Origin of the sequence: Mesorhizobium argentiipisi (SeqCode) (assembly GCF_037179585.1) — a bacterium.
Lineage (GTDB): Bacteria > Pseudomonadota > Alphaproteobacteria > Rhizobiales > Rhizobiaceae > Mesorhizobium > Mesorhizobium argentiipisi.
In genome coordinates, this window is the sequence record NZ_JAPYKO010000006.1 from 154919 (window position 1) to 168032 (window position 13114).

Genomic DNA, 13114 nt, shown 5'->3' on the forward strand with positions numbered 1-13114 from the left:
CGCGACGAGGCCGAACCGGGTGCAACGTCCCTTCCTCCCGGATCGACGAGGCCGGAAGTGCGCCGCAGGCACTTCCGGCCTTCCTCTTCGCGGGTTGCCGCGTAGATCCTCGCAACGCTTTGCTTTTGCCGGCTGGCCGTCTATCACCATGCCGACGCCTCGCCCGTCCGGGCAAAGAAAAGCAACGACGCCGAATGACGGATCTTTTCCATCTGACCGAGGACAATCCCCCGCCGCAGAATGCCGCGGGCGGCTTCTTCACCACGCCTGACGGCAAGAAGATCCGCTACGGCGTCTTCGCCGCGGTCGCCCGTCCGTTGCAGGGCACGGTGGTTCTGCTGACCGGGCGCAACGAATGCATCGAGAAATATTTCGAGACCATCCGCGATCTCGCCGATCGCGGTTTCGGCGTCGCCATCCTCGACTGGCGCGGCCAGGGCGATTCCAGCCGCCTGCTGCGTGACCACCAGCGCGGCTATGTCCGCAGCTTCCGCGACTATACGCGCGACCTCGAGCAATTTTTCGAGGAGATCGTGCTGCCCGACTGCCGAGGCCCCTATTACATCCTCGCCCACTCGACCGGGGCTGTGATTGCGCTGCTTGCCTCGCCGTCCATGGCCAACCGGGTGCGGCGCATGGTGCTGCTGACGCCTTTTCTGGAGGTGCCGGACCTGCCGGTCTCGATCGCCACGGTGCGACGCGTCTGCGCGATCTTCTGCGCGCTGGGTCTCGGCCGGCTCTACGCCGCGCTCGGTCCGCAGCCGAAAGTGCCGCCGCCTTTCGAGGTGAACAAGGTGACCTCGGATCCCGCACGCTACCGGCGCAATGTCGGCATCTACGAGGCCTGGCCGCAGCTGGCGCTCGGCGGCCCGACCATCCGCTGGCTGAAGGCGGCAGCCGCGGCCGCGAAAGCCATCTCCGATCCGGATTTCATGGCAAGGATCAAGGTGCCGATGCTGATCGTCGCCGCCGGCGCCGACCGGGTGGTCTCGACCAAGGCGATGGAAGCCTATGCGAGGAAACTGCGCGTCGGCTCGCTGTTGATGATCGACGGCGCCCAGCATGAAATCCTGCAGGAGAAGGACATATATCGCGAGCAGCTCCTGGCCGCTTTCGACGCCTTCATTCCCGGCACCGGCGATGCTCTCTGAGCGCGCGCCCGCTCAGCCGCGCAGCGCCGCCATCGCCGCCGCATGCAGTTCCGGGGTCGCGGCCGCCAGTATATCGCCGCCCTTCTCAGCCGGCCCGCCTTCGAAAGTGGTGACGACGCCGCCGGCCTTTTCGATCAGCGGGATCAGCGCTACGATATCGTAGGGCTTCAGGCCCGGGTCGGCGACGATGTCGATGCTGCCGGCCGCCAGCATGGCGAAGGCGTAGCAATCGGTGCCGTAGCGGGCGAGTTGGACCCTTGTCTCGAACTGGTCATAGCGCTTGCGCGCATCGCCCTTGAACAGGGCCGGCGTGGTCGTGAACAGCGTCGCTTGCGCGAGCCCGGTCGTCTTGCGGGTCGCGAGCCGGCGCGGGCCGCCCGGGCCTTCGTAATGCGACCCGGATGCGTTGGCATAGAACAGCTCGCCGGTGAAGGGTTGCGACATCATGCCGGCGACCGCGTCGCCATCGACGGTCAGCCCGACCAGCGTTCCCCAGACCGGTATGCCGGAAATGAAGGCGCGGGTGCCGTCGATTGGGTCGATCACCCAGACATGCCGGCTGGTGAGGTTCTGGCTGCCATGCTCTTCGCCGAGAATGCCATGCTCGGGATATTCGGAGGAGATCAGCGTGCGGATCACGCGCTCGGCCTCGCGATCGGCCTCCGTGACCGGATCGAAGCTTCCCGCAAGCTTGTTGGTGACCGTTCCCTGGCTGCGGAAGCGCGGCAAGGTTTCCGCGGCGGCGGCATGCGCGATGCGCCGCATGAAATCGGTGCTGATATCCAAGTCGCTCTCCCCATCGCGGCTCTTGCCAGCCGCTCTTTCTCGCAGAACGGGCGCCCTGTAGACCGGTCAGGCGCCCGCTTTCTGTTGCCCGAATGCCACATCTGAACCGCCGAAGCGGAATTTCCACATCATATTGAATTAAAAAAACCCGATGTCGATTGACATTTGTGCGACGCACAATAATTTTGTTATCGGACAGGTTTTCCTGTCCATGCCCTCCTTGGGCGTTTCCTCCCTAGACTTCGACCGTGTCGTGAAAACGACGCGGTCTTTTTTTCGAGCAATTCCAGGAAAAGTGTGACGCGGTTTTCCGTCCGGAATTGCGTTCATAAGAACTCGGCACCGCGACCGCGCCGTCATTCGGCCGCGAGCGGCAAATCGACGAAATGATGGTCGGGCATCGACATCAGGTCGGCCGAGAAGCGGGTCAGGTCATCGGCCAAAGCGTCGAAGCCGGCCGATTTCTGGAATGTCCGCTCGTCCATGTAAAGCCCGCGATTGACCTCGATCTGCAACGCATGCAGATGCCGCGCCGGCCTGCCATAATGCTCGGTGATGAAGCCTCCGGCATAGGGTTTGTTGTGCGCGACCGTGTAGCCCATGCCGACAAGCAGGCTGATCGCCATTTCGGTGAGCGCCGGCGAGGCCGAGATGCCGAACCGGTCGCCGATGATGAAGTCGGGCCGCACGCCATTGTCGCCGACGCGGATCGAGGCCGGCATCGAATGGCAGTCGATCAGCACGGCATAGCCAAACCTGGCATGCGTCCTGGTCAGGAGCCGCTTCAGCGTCTCGTGATAAGGCTTGTACACCGCTTCGATGCGTCCGACCGCCTCGGCCAGCGGCAGCCGGCCGGGATAGATGTCGAGCCCCTCGCCGACCAGCTTCGGCACAGTGCCCAGCCCGCCGGCGACACGCGCAGAGCGGATGTTGCAGAAGGACGGCACCGGCTCCGCGAACATGCGTGGATCGAGTTCCCAGGGCTCGCGGTTAACGTCGAGATAGGCGCGCGGAAAATTGGCCGAAAGCAGCGGCGCGCCGAGCGGCACGGCGCCGCCGAAAAGCTCTTCGACATAGCAGTCCTCCGATCGGCGGATGGCGTTGCGGTCGAGCCGCGCCATGGCCAGGAACCGCTCCGGATAGTGGCGGCCGCTATGCGGTGAGTTGAACAGGAAGGGGACGCGCTGTTCGGCGCCCGATCGGATTTCGAAGGGTGGAACGACCGAAAAATCCTCGGCTGCCGTCTTCAATTTGTACGAACCAGGAAACAGCACTGCATCATGACGCAAAACTTGCCACCTTGCGCCCGGCATGTCCAGCATTTCAGGCGGTGGAAACCGCGCGCCGAACCACATCTGGGATGTCCTTCATTCACTTGATGTTTACCGGCTCCACCTCATATACAGGATGGTTAACGGCCTTGCCCGGCGGCAGGCTTGGGGCGGGTGATTCGGACGGGACATGATGGCACGCATTCTGCTGGCGGAAGACGATGACGATATGCGCCGCTTCCTCGTCAAGGCGCTGGAACGCGCCGGCTACCAGGTAAGCGACTTTGACAATGGCGCCAGCGCCTATGAGCGGCTGCGCGAGGAGCCTTTTTCGTTGCTTTTGACCGACATCGTCATGCCGGAGATGGATGGCATCGAGCTTGCCCGCCGCGCCACCGAAATCGACCCGGACCTCAAGGTGATGTTCATAACCGGCTTTGCCGCGGTCGCGCTCAATCCCGATTCCAAGGCGCCCAAGGACGCCAAGGTGCTGTCGAAGCCCTTCCACCTGCGCGATCTCGTCAACGAGGTCGAGAAGATGCTGCAGGCCGCCTGAGCCATCTGTGGCCTGCATCGAGGATTGCATCGGCAGGGACTTCGCCGATGCGACAAACGGAAGCCGTCTTTCCACATTCCCGCTATTGACGCGCCGGATCAAAAATGGTGTATGCGCGGCTTCGGATGGGCGTGTAGCTCAGCGGGAGAGCACTGCATTGACATTGCAGGGGTCACAAGTTCAATCCTTGTCACGCCCACCATCCTTCCAATAGCTTAGCTAAGCCTTGTGCCGATTGGCACAGAAACCCGGTTGATTGGCGGCTAATGGACCCGAACAAAACGACCCTTGAGCGCGCATTCGAACTCGCCCGCTCGGGAGACATCGTGGATCTATACGGATTGCGCGAGCGGTTGCGACGTGAGGCTATGACGGAAGGCAACTGGAAGGCAATTCCCTCCGCAAGCAACTCGCCAGCATGATCAAGGAAGCCGCCCCGGAAGCCGGACCGTCTAGAAAGCTCCGCTAGACCTCCGCAGCGTTCTTCTGCAAATCGACGTGATGATGCCCGTACACCTTGTCGAGTGTGAAGAAGACTTCCCAGGCTTCGCGCAACGTCAGCGGCGCTTCGCCGATTTCCGGCGTCATTGTAGTGACTCCGCCGGCTTCGGGAACGAACCAACCTCAGCAGTCGGGGCCTAGGTTGCTTTGTCGATCAGCGGCGTCTTTCTCTTGGGCGGCACATAAGCTGTCACGAGTTTGACCGTTGCGATGTCGACGGTGACCGGAACACCGAGATTGACCGTCACTTTGTCTCCATCGACCCGGGTCACGTCGCCTCGAAGCTCGATCGGCTGGCCATGCTTCACCTTCGATGTCCGGTCCACAATGGAATGCGGCTGATTGTAGGACGGGATAGAGACGCTTACCCAATCTTTTGTCACCCGCCTGCGCACCGTCGCTGTGATGGCGACTTCATCGCCAATGTTGAAAGAGCCCTTTGCCATCGGGATGAGTCTGGAGCGGGAAGCGGCTTAGTCAAGCATCTGCTAATGGAACATCAGACCAGGCGTGAAGTTGATGAAGCAGACGACGGCGCGCTCGGGCTGCCTCCCTTCCCGGCGCGTCGCGTCGGGTGGGGTGTTATCGCAAACAGGCCCACACTGGGATGCGATTTCCCTGGGAGGCCCGGCAAAGAGCCCGCTGTGGTTTTTCCACAGCGGGTTTTTTGTTGCCTGCACTCTTGCCGATCAGTCGGTGCAGAGGAATATATTCCAATGGTGCGGCGACCCCAGTCATGAGGATCGCCAATGTCGAATAAGTACCCCTTCGTTGAAGACACGCTTGGCAAGAAGCTGGCAGCCGGGACTGGCCTGTCGGTGAGCTGCCTGACGTGCAAGCGGCGCGCTCTTTTAGATGTCGATGAGCTAGCTAACCGGCTTGGCCCGGATCAGTCCTGCATGCACTGGGACTTGGTCAAGGTGATCTACTGCCACGAGTGCCGAGCCGCCGGCCGGGAGGACCGGAACCTCCAGTTCACTAATCACGCTCTAACGCCGGAGCAGCGCAAGGGCTGGACGCCTTCCCCGTAGAGCGGCCCGACAGTTCCGCGTTGGGGTTTGCGTTGGGTTGAACCGCCGGGCCTAACCGACTCGGTAGGGATGAGTCGGCCAAAGAGGAGGCTAAATTAGCATCCATGCATTGATATAAATTTCTATGCCTTTCCACTGGTTTCGTGGCCGGGCACGCGGCTTGCGTAATGTTGCTCAACCATATGACGGGGCTCGTCTGAACTCACGCGGCACGAGCAGCACGGCCATAAGAGCGCTTGCTGCCATCCCAATCATAATCGCGCTGCCCGCAGCGCCAGACTGCGATGGTGAACATCACGGCGTCGGTCGCGGCGATGTAGGTTGAGACGGGATCGATAGGGTTTAAGGTGCGTCCGCGGCGATGGTGAACGGGCGGGTGGTGGCCGTGGTGCCCCTCCGGGGAAGCGAATTGTGCTACTCGACCTTTACGTTGATCGTGATGCTGTAGGATGCGCCATCGTATGTGTGCACCGACAGGGCGAACTGGTCATGGCCTTTGAACCCTGACATGGACCGGTACAGCGTCTTAATAGTCTTAATATTTGATCCCCTCGCTGAACAGCCCGTAGGCCTCTGTCGGCGGGCTTTCTTGTGCGCGGCCTAATTTCATTAATTGTCACTAAAATCATTGATGCAGAAACCCGCCAATTGGAGCATAATATTCGCCTGCCCCGCGCAGCAATCCGGGGTAAGGGCCCGGCCTGTCTGCCCTAGTCCCCCGACTTCCCGCAGGCCGGGTATCGTATGTCTGGCCAGCTAATTCAGCCTGGGCGCCTTGTCGGCAACGAAGGGCGCCAGCCCCCCGGAGCGGCGCTACGCGCGCTGACTATCCGAGATCCCCTTCGAACATCACGAGCACGCGATTCGACGCCTTGAGCGCGAAGCGCATGGCTTCCTTATAATCCGGGTCCGCGTAACAGGCCTTGGCGATCTCCAGCGACAGAAATTCCACAAGGACCATGCGCTTGGCATCGCGCGCCTCGACGAGCAGAGGCAGCTGCTTTGTCGTGTTGGTTCGTGCCTGGTATTTTTCGCCGATCGGCTTCCAGAGGCGGCTGTACTCGGCCTGCGCCTCCTGGTCCGAAATCTCGGTTCCGACGATGAGCCAGTATCCCTTCACGCTGAAGCGCTCTCCCTGATGATTGCCGGCCTACACCATGAACTCGCCGCCGTTGATGTGCAACAAATGTCCGGTGACGAACTTGCCCATGTCCGATGCGAGATAGAGACAGGCATTGGCGACGTCTTCGGCAGTCCCCAGCGTCCTTAGCGGCAGCGTGGCTTTCACATGCTCGTAGGTTTCCGCGAGATCGGGATACCAGGCTGCGTTCCGGTCCGTGTCCAGCCAGCCCGGGGCGACGCTATTGGCGGTCACCCCGTCCGGCCCGCATTCCAGCGCCACGGCCTTTGCCAGGCCGTGCATGCCGTGTTTCGCGGCGACGACATGCGCTCTGTTCGCCAGCGGGAAAAGCGCATCCGTGCCCGCCATGTAAAGCAGGCGGCCATACTTTCTCCTGCGCATGTGAGGAAGCACCGCCTGCGTCAGGATGAAAGCCGATCCGAGGTTGGTGTTGATCACCTTCTGCCAGTCCTGAAGGGTAATCTCGTCGATCGGCTGGTGCGGTCTTATCCCGACGCAGGATATCGCGATGTCGACGCCACCCAGTTCTGCCACCGCTCTCTCGACCAGGGCGTTCATGGCGGCCTCGTCGGCGCCGTCGCAGACGAATGCCATCGCTTCGACACCGAAAGACCGCGCCTCGTCCGCGACCGCCTCGATCTTGGTCGCGTCGCTGCCGCCGGTTATGACGATGTGCGCCCCCGCTCGGGCGAACGCCAGGGCGACGGCCTTGCCGATGTTCTGGCCGGCCGCGGTAATGACTGCTACTCGGCCTTTCAAACCTGGAACTTCCATCTGCTCACCCCGTTTGGATCGATCGTTTTGCAGATAAGAACCAAAGCCCACGCTCAGCCAGAGCAAGCCGCCGTAGGTCTGACTAGATGCCCGCCATCGCCAGCAGGGTCTTCATCCTGGCGGTAGCAAGCTCGCGGTCGGCCAGCAGGCCGGCCTGGTCGGAGAGCCGGAAGACATCCGCGTAATGGCATATGCCGCGCGCCGACTGCATGCCGCCGACCATGGTGAAATGGTCCTGATGCCCGTTCAACCAGGCCATGAAGACGATGCCGGCCTTGTAGTATTCTGTCGGCGCTTCGAATATCTTGCGCGACAGCGGCACGGTCGGCGCCATCAGCGCGTCGTAACCGGCCTTGTCGCCCTCCGCCAGCTTCGCCAGCGCAGCGTTGGCGACCGGGGCGATGGCGTCGAAGATGCCGAGCAGCGCGTGCGAATGCCTCTTGCCGTCGCCGGCGATCAGCTCTGGATAATTGAAATCGTCGCCGGTGAACATCACGACGCCCTTCGGCAGCCGGTCGCGCAGCAGCACTTCCTTCTCCGCGTCGAGCAGCGATATCTTGATGCCCTCGACCTTGCCCGCATGCCGTTCGATGATGGCGACGACCGTGTCGAGCGCGGTATCGAAATCGTTGCTGCCCCAGTAACCCTTGAGCGCCGGATCGAACATGTCGTCCAGCCAGTGCAGGATGACCTTGCCTGACGCCTGGGAGAGCATGCGGTCATAGACGAGGGCATAATCGTCCGGCCCCTTTGCCACTGCCGCCAGCGCGCGGCTCGCCATCATGATCGCCTTGCCGCCCTCGCCTTCGATGAAGGCGAATTGCTCTTCATAGGCGCGGATGACGTCGTCGAGCGTCCTGGTCGCCGTCGGCGCCAGGTGATCGGTCCCCGCCCCCGATGCGAGATCCGCGCCCGGCACCGTTTTCGCCTCCGCGATCGAGCGGCGGATCAGTTCCTTGGCGTTCGCCCAGTCGAAACCCATGCCGCGTTGAGAGGTGTCCATGGCCTCGGCGATGCGGAAGCCGAGCCGCCACAGATGATGGCGGAACGCCATGGTCCGGTCCCAGTCGACCGCAGGCCGCGACCAGGGATTGGTCATGGCGATGGGGTCGGCCACGACATGGGCGGCGGCATAGGCGATGCGCGAAAAACGCGCATCCTTGATCGGTTCGGCCGGTTTGCCGACGAGCCGGTAGCTGACCCGGTCGCCATTTGCCGCAGGCAAGATGATGTCCATGGAACTCTCCCGTCGCGGTGCTATAAATGGAACGTTCCAATAAATCAAGAAGCTTTATGGTTCAAGTCACCCGAGCCGGCGAAGCACTGCGTCTCCCTAGGTGGACTCGTTGCATTCGTTGGAGTTTTGAACGCTTCAATCAATTTTTCGAATCTCCAATGGAATCGCGATTGACTCCTATTTGGATCGATGATTAGAACGTTCCAATAAAATTTGCTCAAAATACGGAGGGCGCGACGAGGATGGCCAGCCGGGCCAAGGCGACGATCCTGGACATCGCCCGCGAGGCCGGCGTGTCCAAATCGACGGTGTCGCTCGTGCTGCAGGGCAGCGGGCTGATCCGGCCTGAAACCGCGACCAGGGTGCGCAAAGCGATCGAGGATGTCGGCTATGTCTACAACCGCGGCGCCGCCAATCTGCGCAAGGCCCATTCCAACGTCATCGGCATGGTGATCAACGATCTCACCAACCCGTTCTTCGCCGAGCTTGCCGTCGGCATGGAGCGCGTCTTCCAGGCGGCAGGCGTCGTGCCATTCATCGCCAACACGGCCGAAAACCCGGTGCGCCAGGAAGAGGTGCTGAAGTCGCTGATGGAGCAGGGTGTAGCCGGCCTCATCGTCTCTCCGGCGCGCGGCACCACGCCGGGCGCCTTCCGCCGCATCGAGGCGGCCGGCGTGCCGATCGCCTTTACCATGCGCCGGCTGCCTGAAAGCCGCATCCCGGTGATCGCGCCCGACAATCATCGCGGCGCTGTGCTTGCCACCGAGCATCTGATCCGCAGGGGCCATCGCCGCCCTGCGTTCTTTGGTGGCTCGTCCGACCTTGTTGTCTATCACCAGCGGTTAGGCGGGTTCCTCACAGCCTGCGAAACGCTCGGCATTCCGGCCTCCGACCGGCTGATCGTCGAGGGCGAGACCAGCCGCAAGGGCGGCATGGCCTGCCTGGAGACTGCGCTTGCCACGACACAGCCACCGACGGCGGCGCTTTGCTTCAACGATGCGGTTGCCTTCGGCGCCATGCTGGCATTGCGCAAACGCGGCCTCGAGGCGGGAACGGACTTTGCCGTCGTCGGCTTCGACGATGTCGCCGAGGCCGAGCACTACAGCCCGGCGCTGACCAGCGTTGCCGTCGATACTGCGGGCCTCGGCGAGCGGGCCGCCCACGTCATGCTGAAGATGATCCAGTCGCGCACCACGCGCGCCGAGGATCATATCGGCGCCGTCAGCCTCGTCGTTCGCGAAAGCAGCGGTCCGGACCGCAATAGCCAGCTGGGAGACGCGGCATGAGCGTACGATGGGGATTGATCGGCGCCAGCACGATCGCCAGACAGTTCATGATCGATGCCATCCGCGCGCAGGCCGATGGCGAGGTCATCGCACTGATGAGCTCAAATCCGGAGCGCGCGGAGGCTTATGCGAGGGAAAACGGCATCGCACGCGCCGTCTCGTCTCTCGACGCACTGCTCAACTCGGACATCGACGCCGTCTATATCTCGACCACCAACGAATTGCACCTCGAGCAGGGCCTGGCCGCCATCAAGGCTGGCAAGCATGTGCTATGCGAGAAGCCGTTGGCGCTGACCAGCGCCGATGCGCGTGAGATGGTCGTCGCCGCGAAAGCCGCCGGCATCGTCTTCGGCACCAACCACCATTTGCGCAATGCCGGCGCGCACCGCGCCATGCGGGAGGCGATCGCCGCCGGCCGTATCGGCAAGCCGATCGCGGCGCGCGTCTTCCACTCCGTCTATCTGCCGGAAAACCTGCAGGGTTGGCGCATAACCAAGCCCGAAGCCGGCGGCGGCGTGGTGCTCGACATCACCGTGCACGATGCCGACACGCTGCGCTTCGTGCTCGGCGACGATCCGGTCGAGATCTCCGCCTTCACGCAGTCGGCCGGGATGGCATCCGGCGGCCTGGAGGACGGCGCCATGTGCATCTGGCGCTTCAAGTCCGGCGTCATCGCGCAGTCGCATGAGGGCTTCACCACCAAATTCGCCGGCACCGGCTTCGAGGTGCATGGCTCGGAAGGCTCACTGATCGCCACGAATGTGATGACCCAGAAGCCGGTCGGTTCCGTCCTGCTGCGCACCGCGAATGGCGAGGAAGAGCTGAGCTTCGAGCGCGAGGACCTCTACACCCGCTCGCTGCGCCATTTCCATGCCGCGATCCGCGGCGAAGGCCAGCCTGCCGCCACCGGAGAGGACGGCGTCTGGTCGCTGGCGTCGGCCGAAGCAGCACTGCAATCGTCGAACACCGGCAAGGCCGTCGCTATCGACCCGCAACTTGGGGCCCTCGCGTGAGCAAGCTCGTCTCGGCGGCCTATGCCGCCAGCCTGATCAAGGATGGTATGGTCGTCTCGGTGTCGTCGTCGAGCGGGCTCGGCTGCCCCGACGCCGTGCTTGCCGCGATCGGCGAGCGCTTCGACGCGGACGGCCATCCGAAGGGGATCACCACACTGCACCCGATCGCCGCCGGCGACATGTACGGCATCAAGGGCATCGACCATCTCGCCAAGCCCGGCCTGCTGAAGCGCACGCTCTGCGGCTCCTATCCGTCTGGCCCCTCCTCCGCCGAGCCGCCGCAGATCTGGAAGATGATCGGCGACAATTCGGTCGCCGCCTACAACGTGCCCTCCGGCATCCTGTTCGACATGCATCGCGAGGCGGCCGCCAAGCGGCCGGGCGTGCTGACCAAGGTCGGCCTCGACACCTTTGCCGATCCGCGTCACCAGGGCTGCGCCATGAATGCGGCGGCCAGCGAGCCGATCGTCTCGATCGAGCAATTCGACGGCGAGGAATGGCTCTATTTCCGCGCCATCGTGCCCAACATCTCGATCATTCGCGCCACCACGGCCGACGAGCGCGGCAACCTGACTTACGAGCATGAGGGCGCCTATCTCGGTGGCCTGGAGCAGGCGCTGGCTGCCCGCAACAATGGCGGCATCGTGATTGCGCAGGTCAAGCGCGTCGTCGAAAACGGCACCCTGAAACCGCATGACGTGCGTGTGCCGGGCGTGCTGGTCGACCATATCGTGGTGGCGCCCGCCCAGTTGCAGACGACGCAGACCCCTTACGACCCGGCGATCTCCGGCGAGATCTTCCGGCCGCTGTCGACCTTCCGCACGCCGGAGATGAATATCCAGAAGGTCATCGCGCGCCGCGTCGCCATGGAATTGCGCGACGGTATGGCCGTCAACATCGGCTTCGGCATCTCGGCCAACGTGCCGCGCATCCTTCTCGAGGAAGGCCAGCACGGCAAGGTCACCTGGGTGATCGAGCAGGGCGCGGTCGGCGGCGTGCCATTGCTCGACTTCAAGTTCGGCTGCGCCTCGAATGCCGAGGCGATCATGCCTTCGCCGCACCAATTCATCTATTTCCAGGCCGGCGGCTTCGACGCCTCGCTGCTCTCCTTCCTGCAGATCGACCGGCATGGCTCGGTCAACGTCTCGAAGCTCTCGGCGCGGCCGCATGTGACCGCCGGCGCCGGCGGTTTCGTCGACATTACCGCGCGAGCGAGGAAGATCGTCTTTTCCGGCTTCTTCAACGCCGGCGCGAAACTCTCGCTAGCGGATGGCGGGATCCGCATCGACCAGGAAGGCAAGGTCAAGAAGGTGGTCCAGGAGGTCGAGCACATCTCCTTCTCGGGAAAACGCGCCGTCGCGCAAGGCCAGGACATCACCTATGTCACCGAGCGCTGCGTGATGAAGCTTACGCCGGACGGGCTGATGGTGACGGAGCTGGCGCCCAGCATCGATCTCGAGCGCGATGTGCTGGCGCAGGCCGAGATCCCGCTCGCTGTGGCGAACGACCTCAAGATCACGCCTGCGGCGCTCTATCAGGACCGACCGATCGGTCTGTCGCTCAATGGCGGCGCTTCGCTCGGAGGCGCGCATGGCTGAGCTTGTCACCCTCGAGCGGGACGGCGCCATCGGCATCGTCACGCTGCGCCGGCCGGAAAAGTTCAACGCGCTCGACGTCCCGATGCTGCGCGCGCTCGAGGCGGCGCTTGACGAAGCGGAACTGGCCGAGGACGTCCGCGCCGTGCTGATCCGCGGCGAAGGCAAGGGCTTCTGCGCCGGCGGCGACGTCGAGGCCTGGGGACGATTAAGCGCCGCCGATTTCCAGGTGCAATGGGTCCGCTACGGCCACCGCGTCTTCGACCGGCTGGCGCGGCTCAGGCAACCGACCATCGCGGTGCTGTCCGGCCATGCGCTGGGCGGCGGGCTGGAACTGGCCGCGGCGTGCGATTTCCGCGTCGCCGAACCCCAGGTGAAGCTCGGCTTCCCCGAAACCTCCATCGGCGTCGTGCCCGGCTGGTCCGGCACGCAGCGCGCCGTTCGCCGCTTCGGTGTACAGATTGTGCGCCGGATGGCGATTGGCGGCGAAATTTTCCTGGCAACCGAGGCACTGACGCACGGAGTCGTCGACCGGCTGGTCGAAACAGGCAAGGCCTTCGAGGAAGCGAGGGCCTGGGGGGAAAAAATCGCCGAGCGCGGCCCGCTGGCCACGGAGGCCGCCAAGCTGATGATCGGCATCGCCGAGGGCGAGGAAAACGCCGCCGCGACCGAGGCGCTGGCCAGCGGCTTCATGGCGCTGACCGCCGACCTCAAAGCCGGCGTTAGTGCATTCAAGGCCAAGCAGAAGCCGGCCTTTTCGAGATCCTAGAGA

14 protein-coding genes and 1 tRNA gene are annotated in these 13114 nt (G+C 63.4%); 8 read left to right on the top strand and 7 right to left on the bottom strand.

What is annotated here, in order from left to right; translation table 11 throughout:
* Positions 1-194: 194 nt before the first annotated feature.
* Entirely contained in the window at positions 195-1151 is a 957-nt protein-coding gene (locus tag O7A05_RS11775; RefSeq protein WP_337093262.1) for an alpha/beta hydrolase, read from the top strand.
* 12 nt (positions 1152-1163) lie between these two features.
* Here the strand turns inward: O7A05_RS11775 and hisN are convergent, their stop codons facing one another.
* Complete coding sequence (gene hisN, locus O7A05_RS11780; protein WP_337093264.1) at positions 1164-1937, bottom strand: histidinol-phosphatase; 774 nt, start codon at positions 1935-1937, stop codon at positions 1164-1166.
* A 356-nt stretch (positions 1938-2293) separates the two neighbouring features.
* Positions 2294-3250 carry an N-formylglutamate amidohydrolase gene (locus O7A05_RS11785; RefSeq protein WP_415926994.1) on the bottom strand — a complete coding sequence of 319 codons (957 nt, stop codon included), beginning with the start codon at positions 3248-3250 and terminating at the stop codon, positions 2294-2296.
* Positions 3251-3401: 151 nt separating this feature from the next.
* Here O7A05_RS11785 and cpdR point away from each other — a divergent pair, with 151 nt between their 5' ends.
* The gene (gene cpdR, locus O7A05_RS11790; protein WP_006199474.1) at positions 3402-3764 is read left to right on the top strand and encodes a cell cycle two-component system response regulator CpdR; all 363 of its coding nucleotides are present in this window, start codon (positions 3402-3404) and stop codon (positions 3762-3764) included.
* Between the two features lie 127 nt (positions 3765-3891).
* Positions 3892-3966, top strand: a tRNA-Val gene (locus tag O7A05_RS11795).
* 263 nt (positions 3967-4229) lie between these two features.
* Here O7A05_RS11795 and O7A05_RS11800 read toward each other — a convergent pair.
* Complete coding sequence (locus tag O7A05_RS11800; protein WP_337093266.1) at positions 4230-4352, bottom strand: hypothetical protein; 123 nt, start codon at positions 4350-4352, stop codon at positions 4230-4232.
* Positions 4353-4402: 50 nt separating this feature from the next.
* Entirely contained in the window at positions 4403-4711 is a 309-nt protein-coding gene (locus tag O7A05_RS11805) for a hypothetical protein (protein WP_337093267.1), read from the bottom strand.
* 303 nt (positions 4712-5014) lie between these two features.
* Between O7A05_RS11805 and O7A05_RS11810 the strand changes: the two genes are divergently transcribed.
* Positions 5015-5296 carry a hypothetical protein gene (locus O7A05_RS11810; protein ID WP_337093268.1) on the top strand — a complete coding sequence of 94 codons (282 nt, stop codon included), beginning with the start codon at positions 5015-5017 and terminating at the stop codon, positions 5294-5296.
* An 826-nt stretch (positions 5297-6122) separates the two neighbouring features.
* On the opposite strand, the gene O7A05_RS11815 is transcribed toward O7A05_RS11810, so the two are convergent.
* From O7A05_RS11815 to O7A05_RS11825, 3 genes are read right to left on the bottom strand one after another with little or no spacing between them, the layout of a single operon-like run.
* Entirely contained in the window at positions 6123-6416 is a 294-nt protein-coding gene (locus tag O7A05_RS11815) for a DUF1330 domain-containing protein (protein WP_337093269.1), read from the bottom strand.
* A gap of 30 nt (positions 6417-6446) precedes the next feature.
* Positions 6447-7277 carry an SDR family NAD(P)-dependent oxidoreductase gene (locus O7A05_RS11820; protein WP_337093270.1) on the bottom strand — a complete coding sequence of 277 codons (831 nt, stop codon included), beginning with the start codon at positions 7275-7277 and terminating at the stop codon, positions 6447-6449.
* Positions 7278-7293: 16 nt separating this feature from the next.
* Positions 7294-8448, bottom strand: a complete 1155-nt coding sequence (locus O7A05_RS11825; RefSeq protein ID WP_337093272.1) for a dihydrodipicolinate synthase family protein — start codon at positions 8446-8448, stop codon at positions 7294-7296.
* A 242-nt stretch (positions 8449-8690) separates the two neighbouring features.
* On the opposite strand from O7A05_RS11825, the gene O7A05_RS11830 reads away from it, so the two are divergent.
* Genes O7A05_RS11830 through O7A05_RS11845 form a run of 4 tightly spaced genes read left to right on the top strand, consistent with a single transcriptional unit; the run spans position 8691 to position 13111 of the window.
* On the top strand, positions 8691-9734 hold the full coding sequence (locus O7A05_RS11830) for a LacI family DNA-binding transcriptional regulator (protein WP_337093273.1): 1044 nt from the start codon (positions 8691-8693) through the stop codon (positions 9732-9734).
* A complete protein-coding gene (locus O7A05_RS11835; RefSeq protein ID WP_337093274.1) occupies positions 9731-10747 on the top strand; it encodes a Gfo/Idh/MocA family protein in 1017 nt (338 codons plus the stop codon). Before O7A05_RS11830 ends, O7A05_RS11835 begins: the two co-directional genes overlap by 4 nt.
* Positions 10744-12345 carry an acyl CoA:acetate/3-ketoacid CoA transferase gene (locus O7A05_RS11840; protein WP_337093276.1) on the top strand — a complete coding sequence of 534 codons (1602 nt, stop codon included), beginning with the start codon at positions 10744-10746 and terminating at the stop codon, positions 12343-12345. Before O7A05_RS11835 ends, O7A05_RS11840 begins: the two co-directional genes overlap by 4 nt.
* On the top strand, positions 12338-13111 hold the full coding sequence (locus tag O7A05_RS11845; RefSeq protein WP_337093277.1) for an enoyl-CoA hydratase/isomerase family protein: 774 nt from the start codon (positions 12338-12340) through the stop codon (positions 13109-13111). Before O7A05_RS11840 ends, O7A05_RS11845 begins: the two co-directional genes overlap by 8 nt.
* Positions 13112-13114 lie beyond the last annotated feature (3 nt).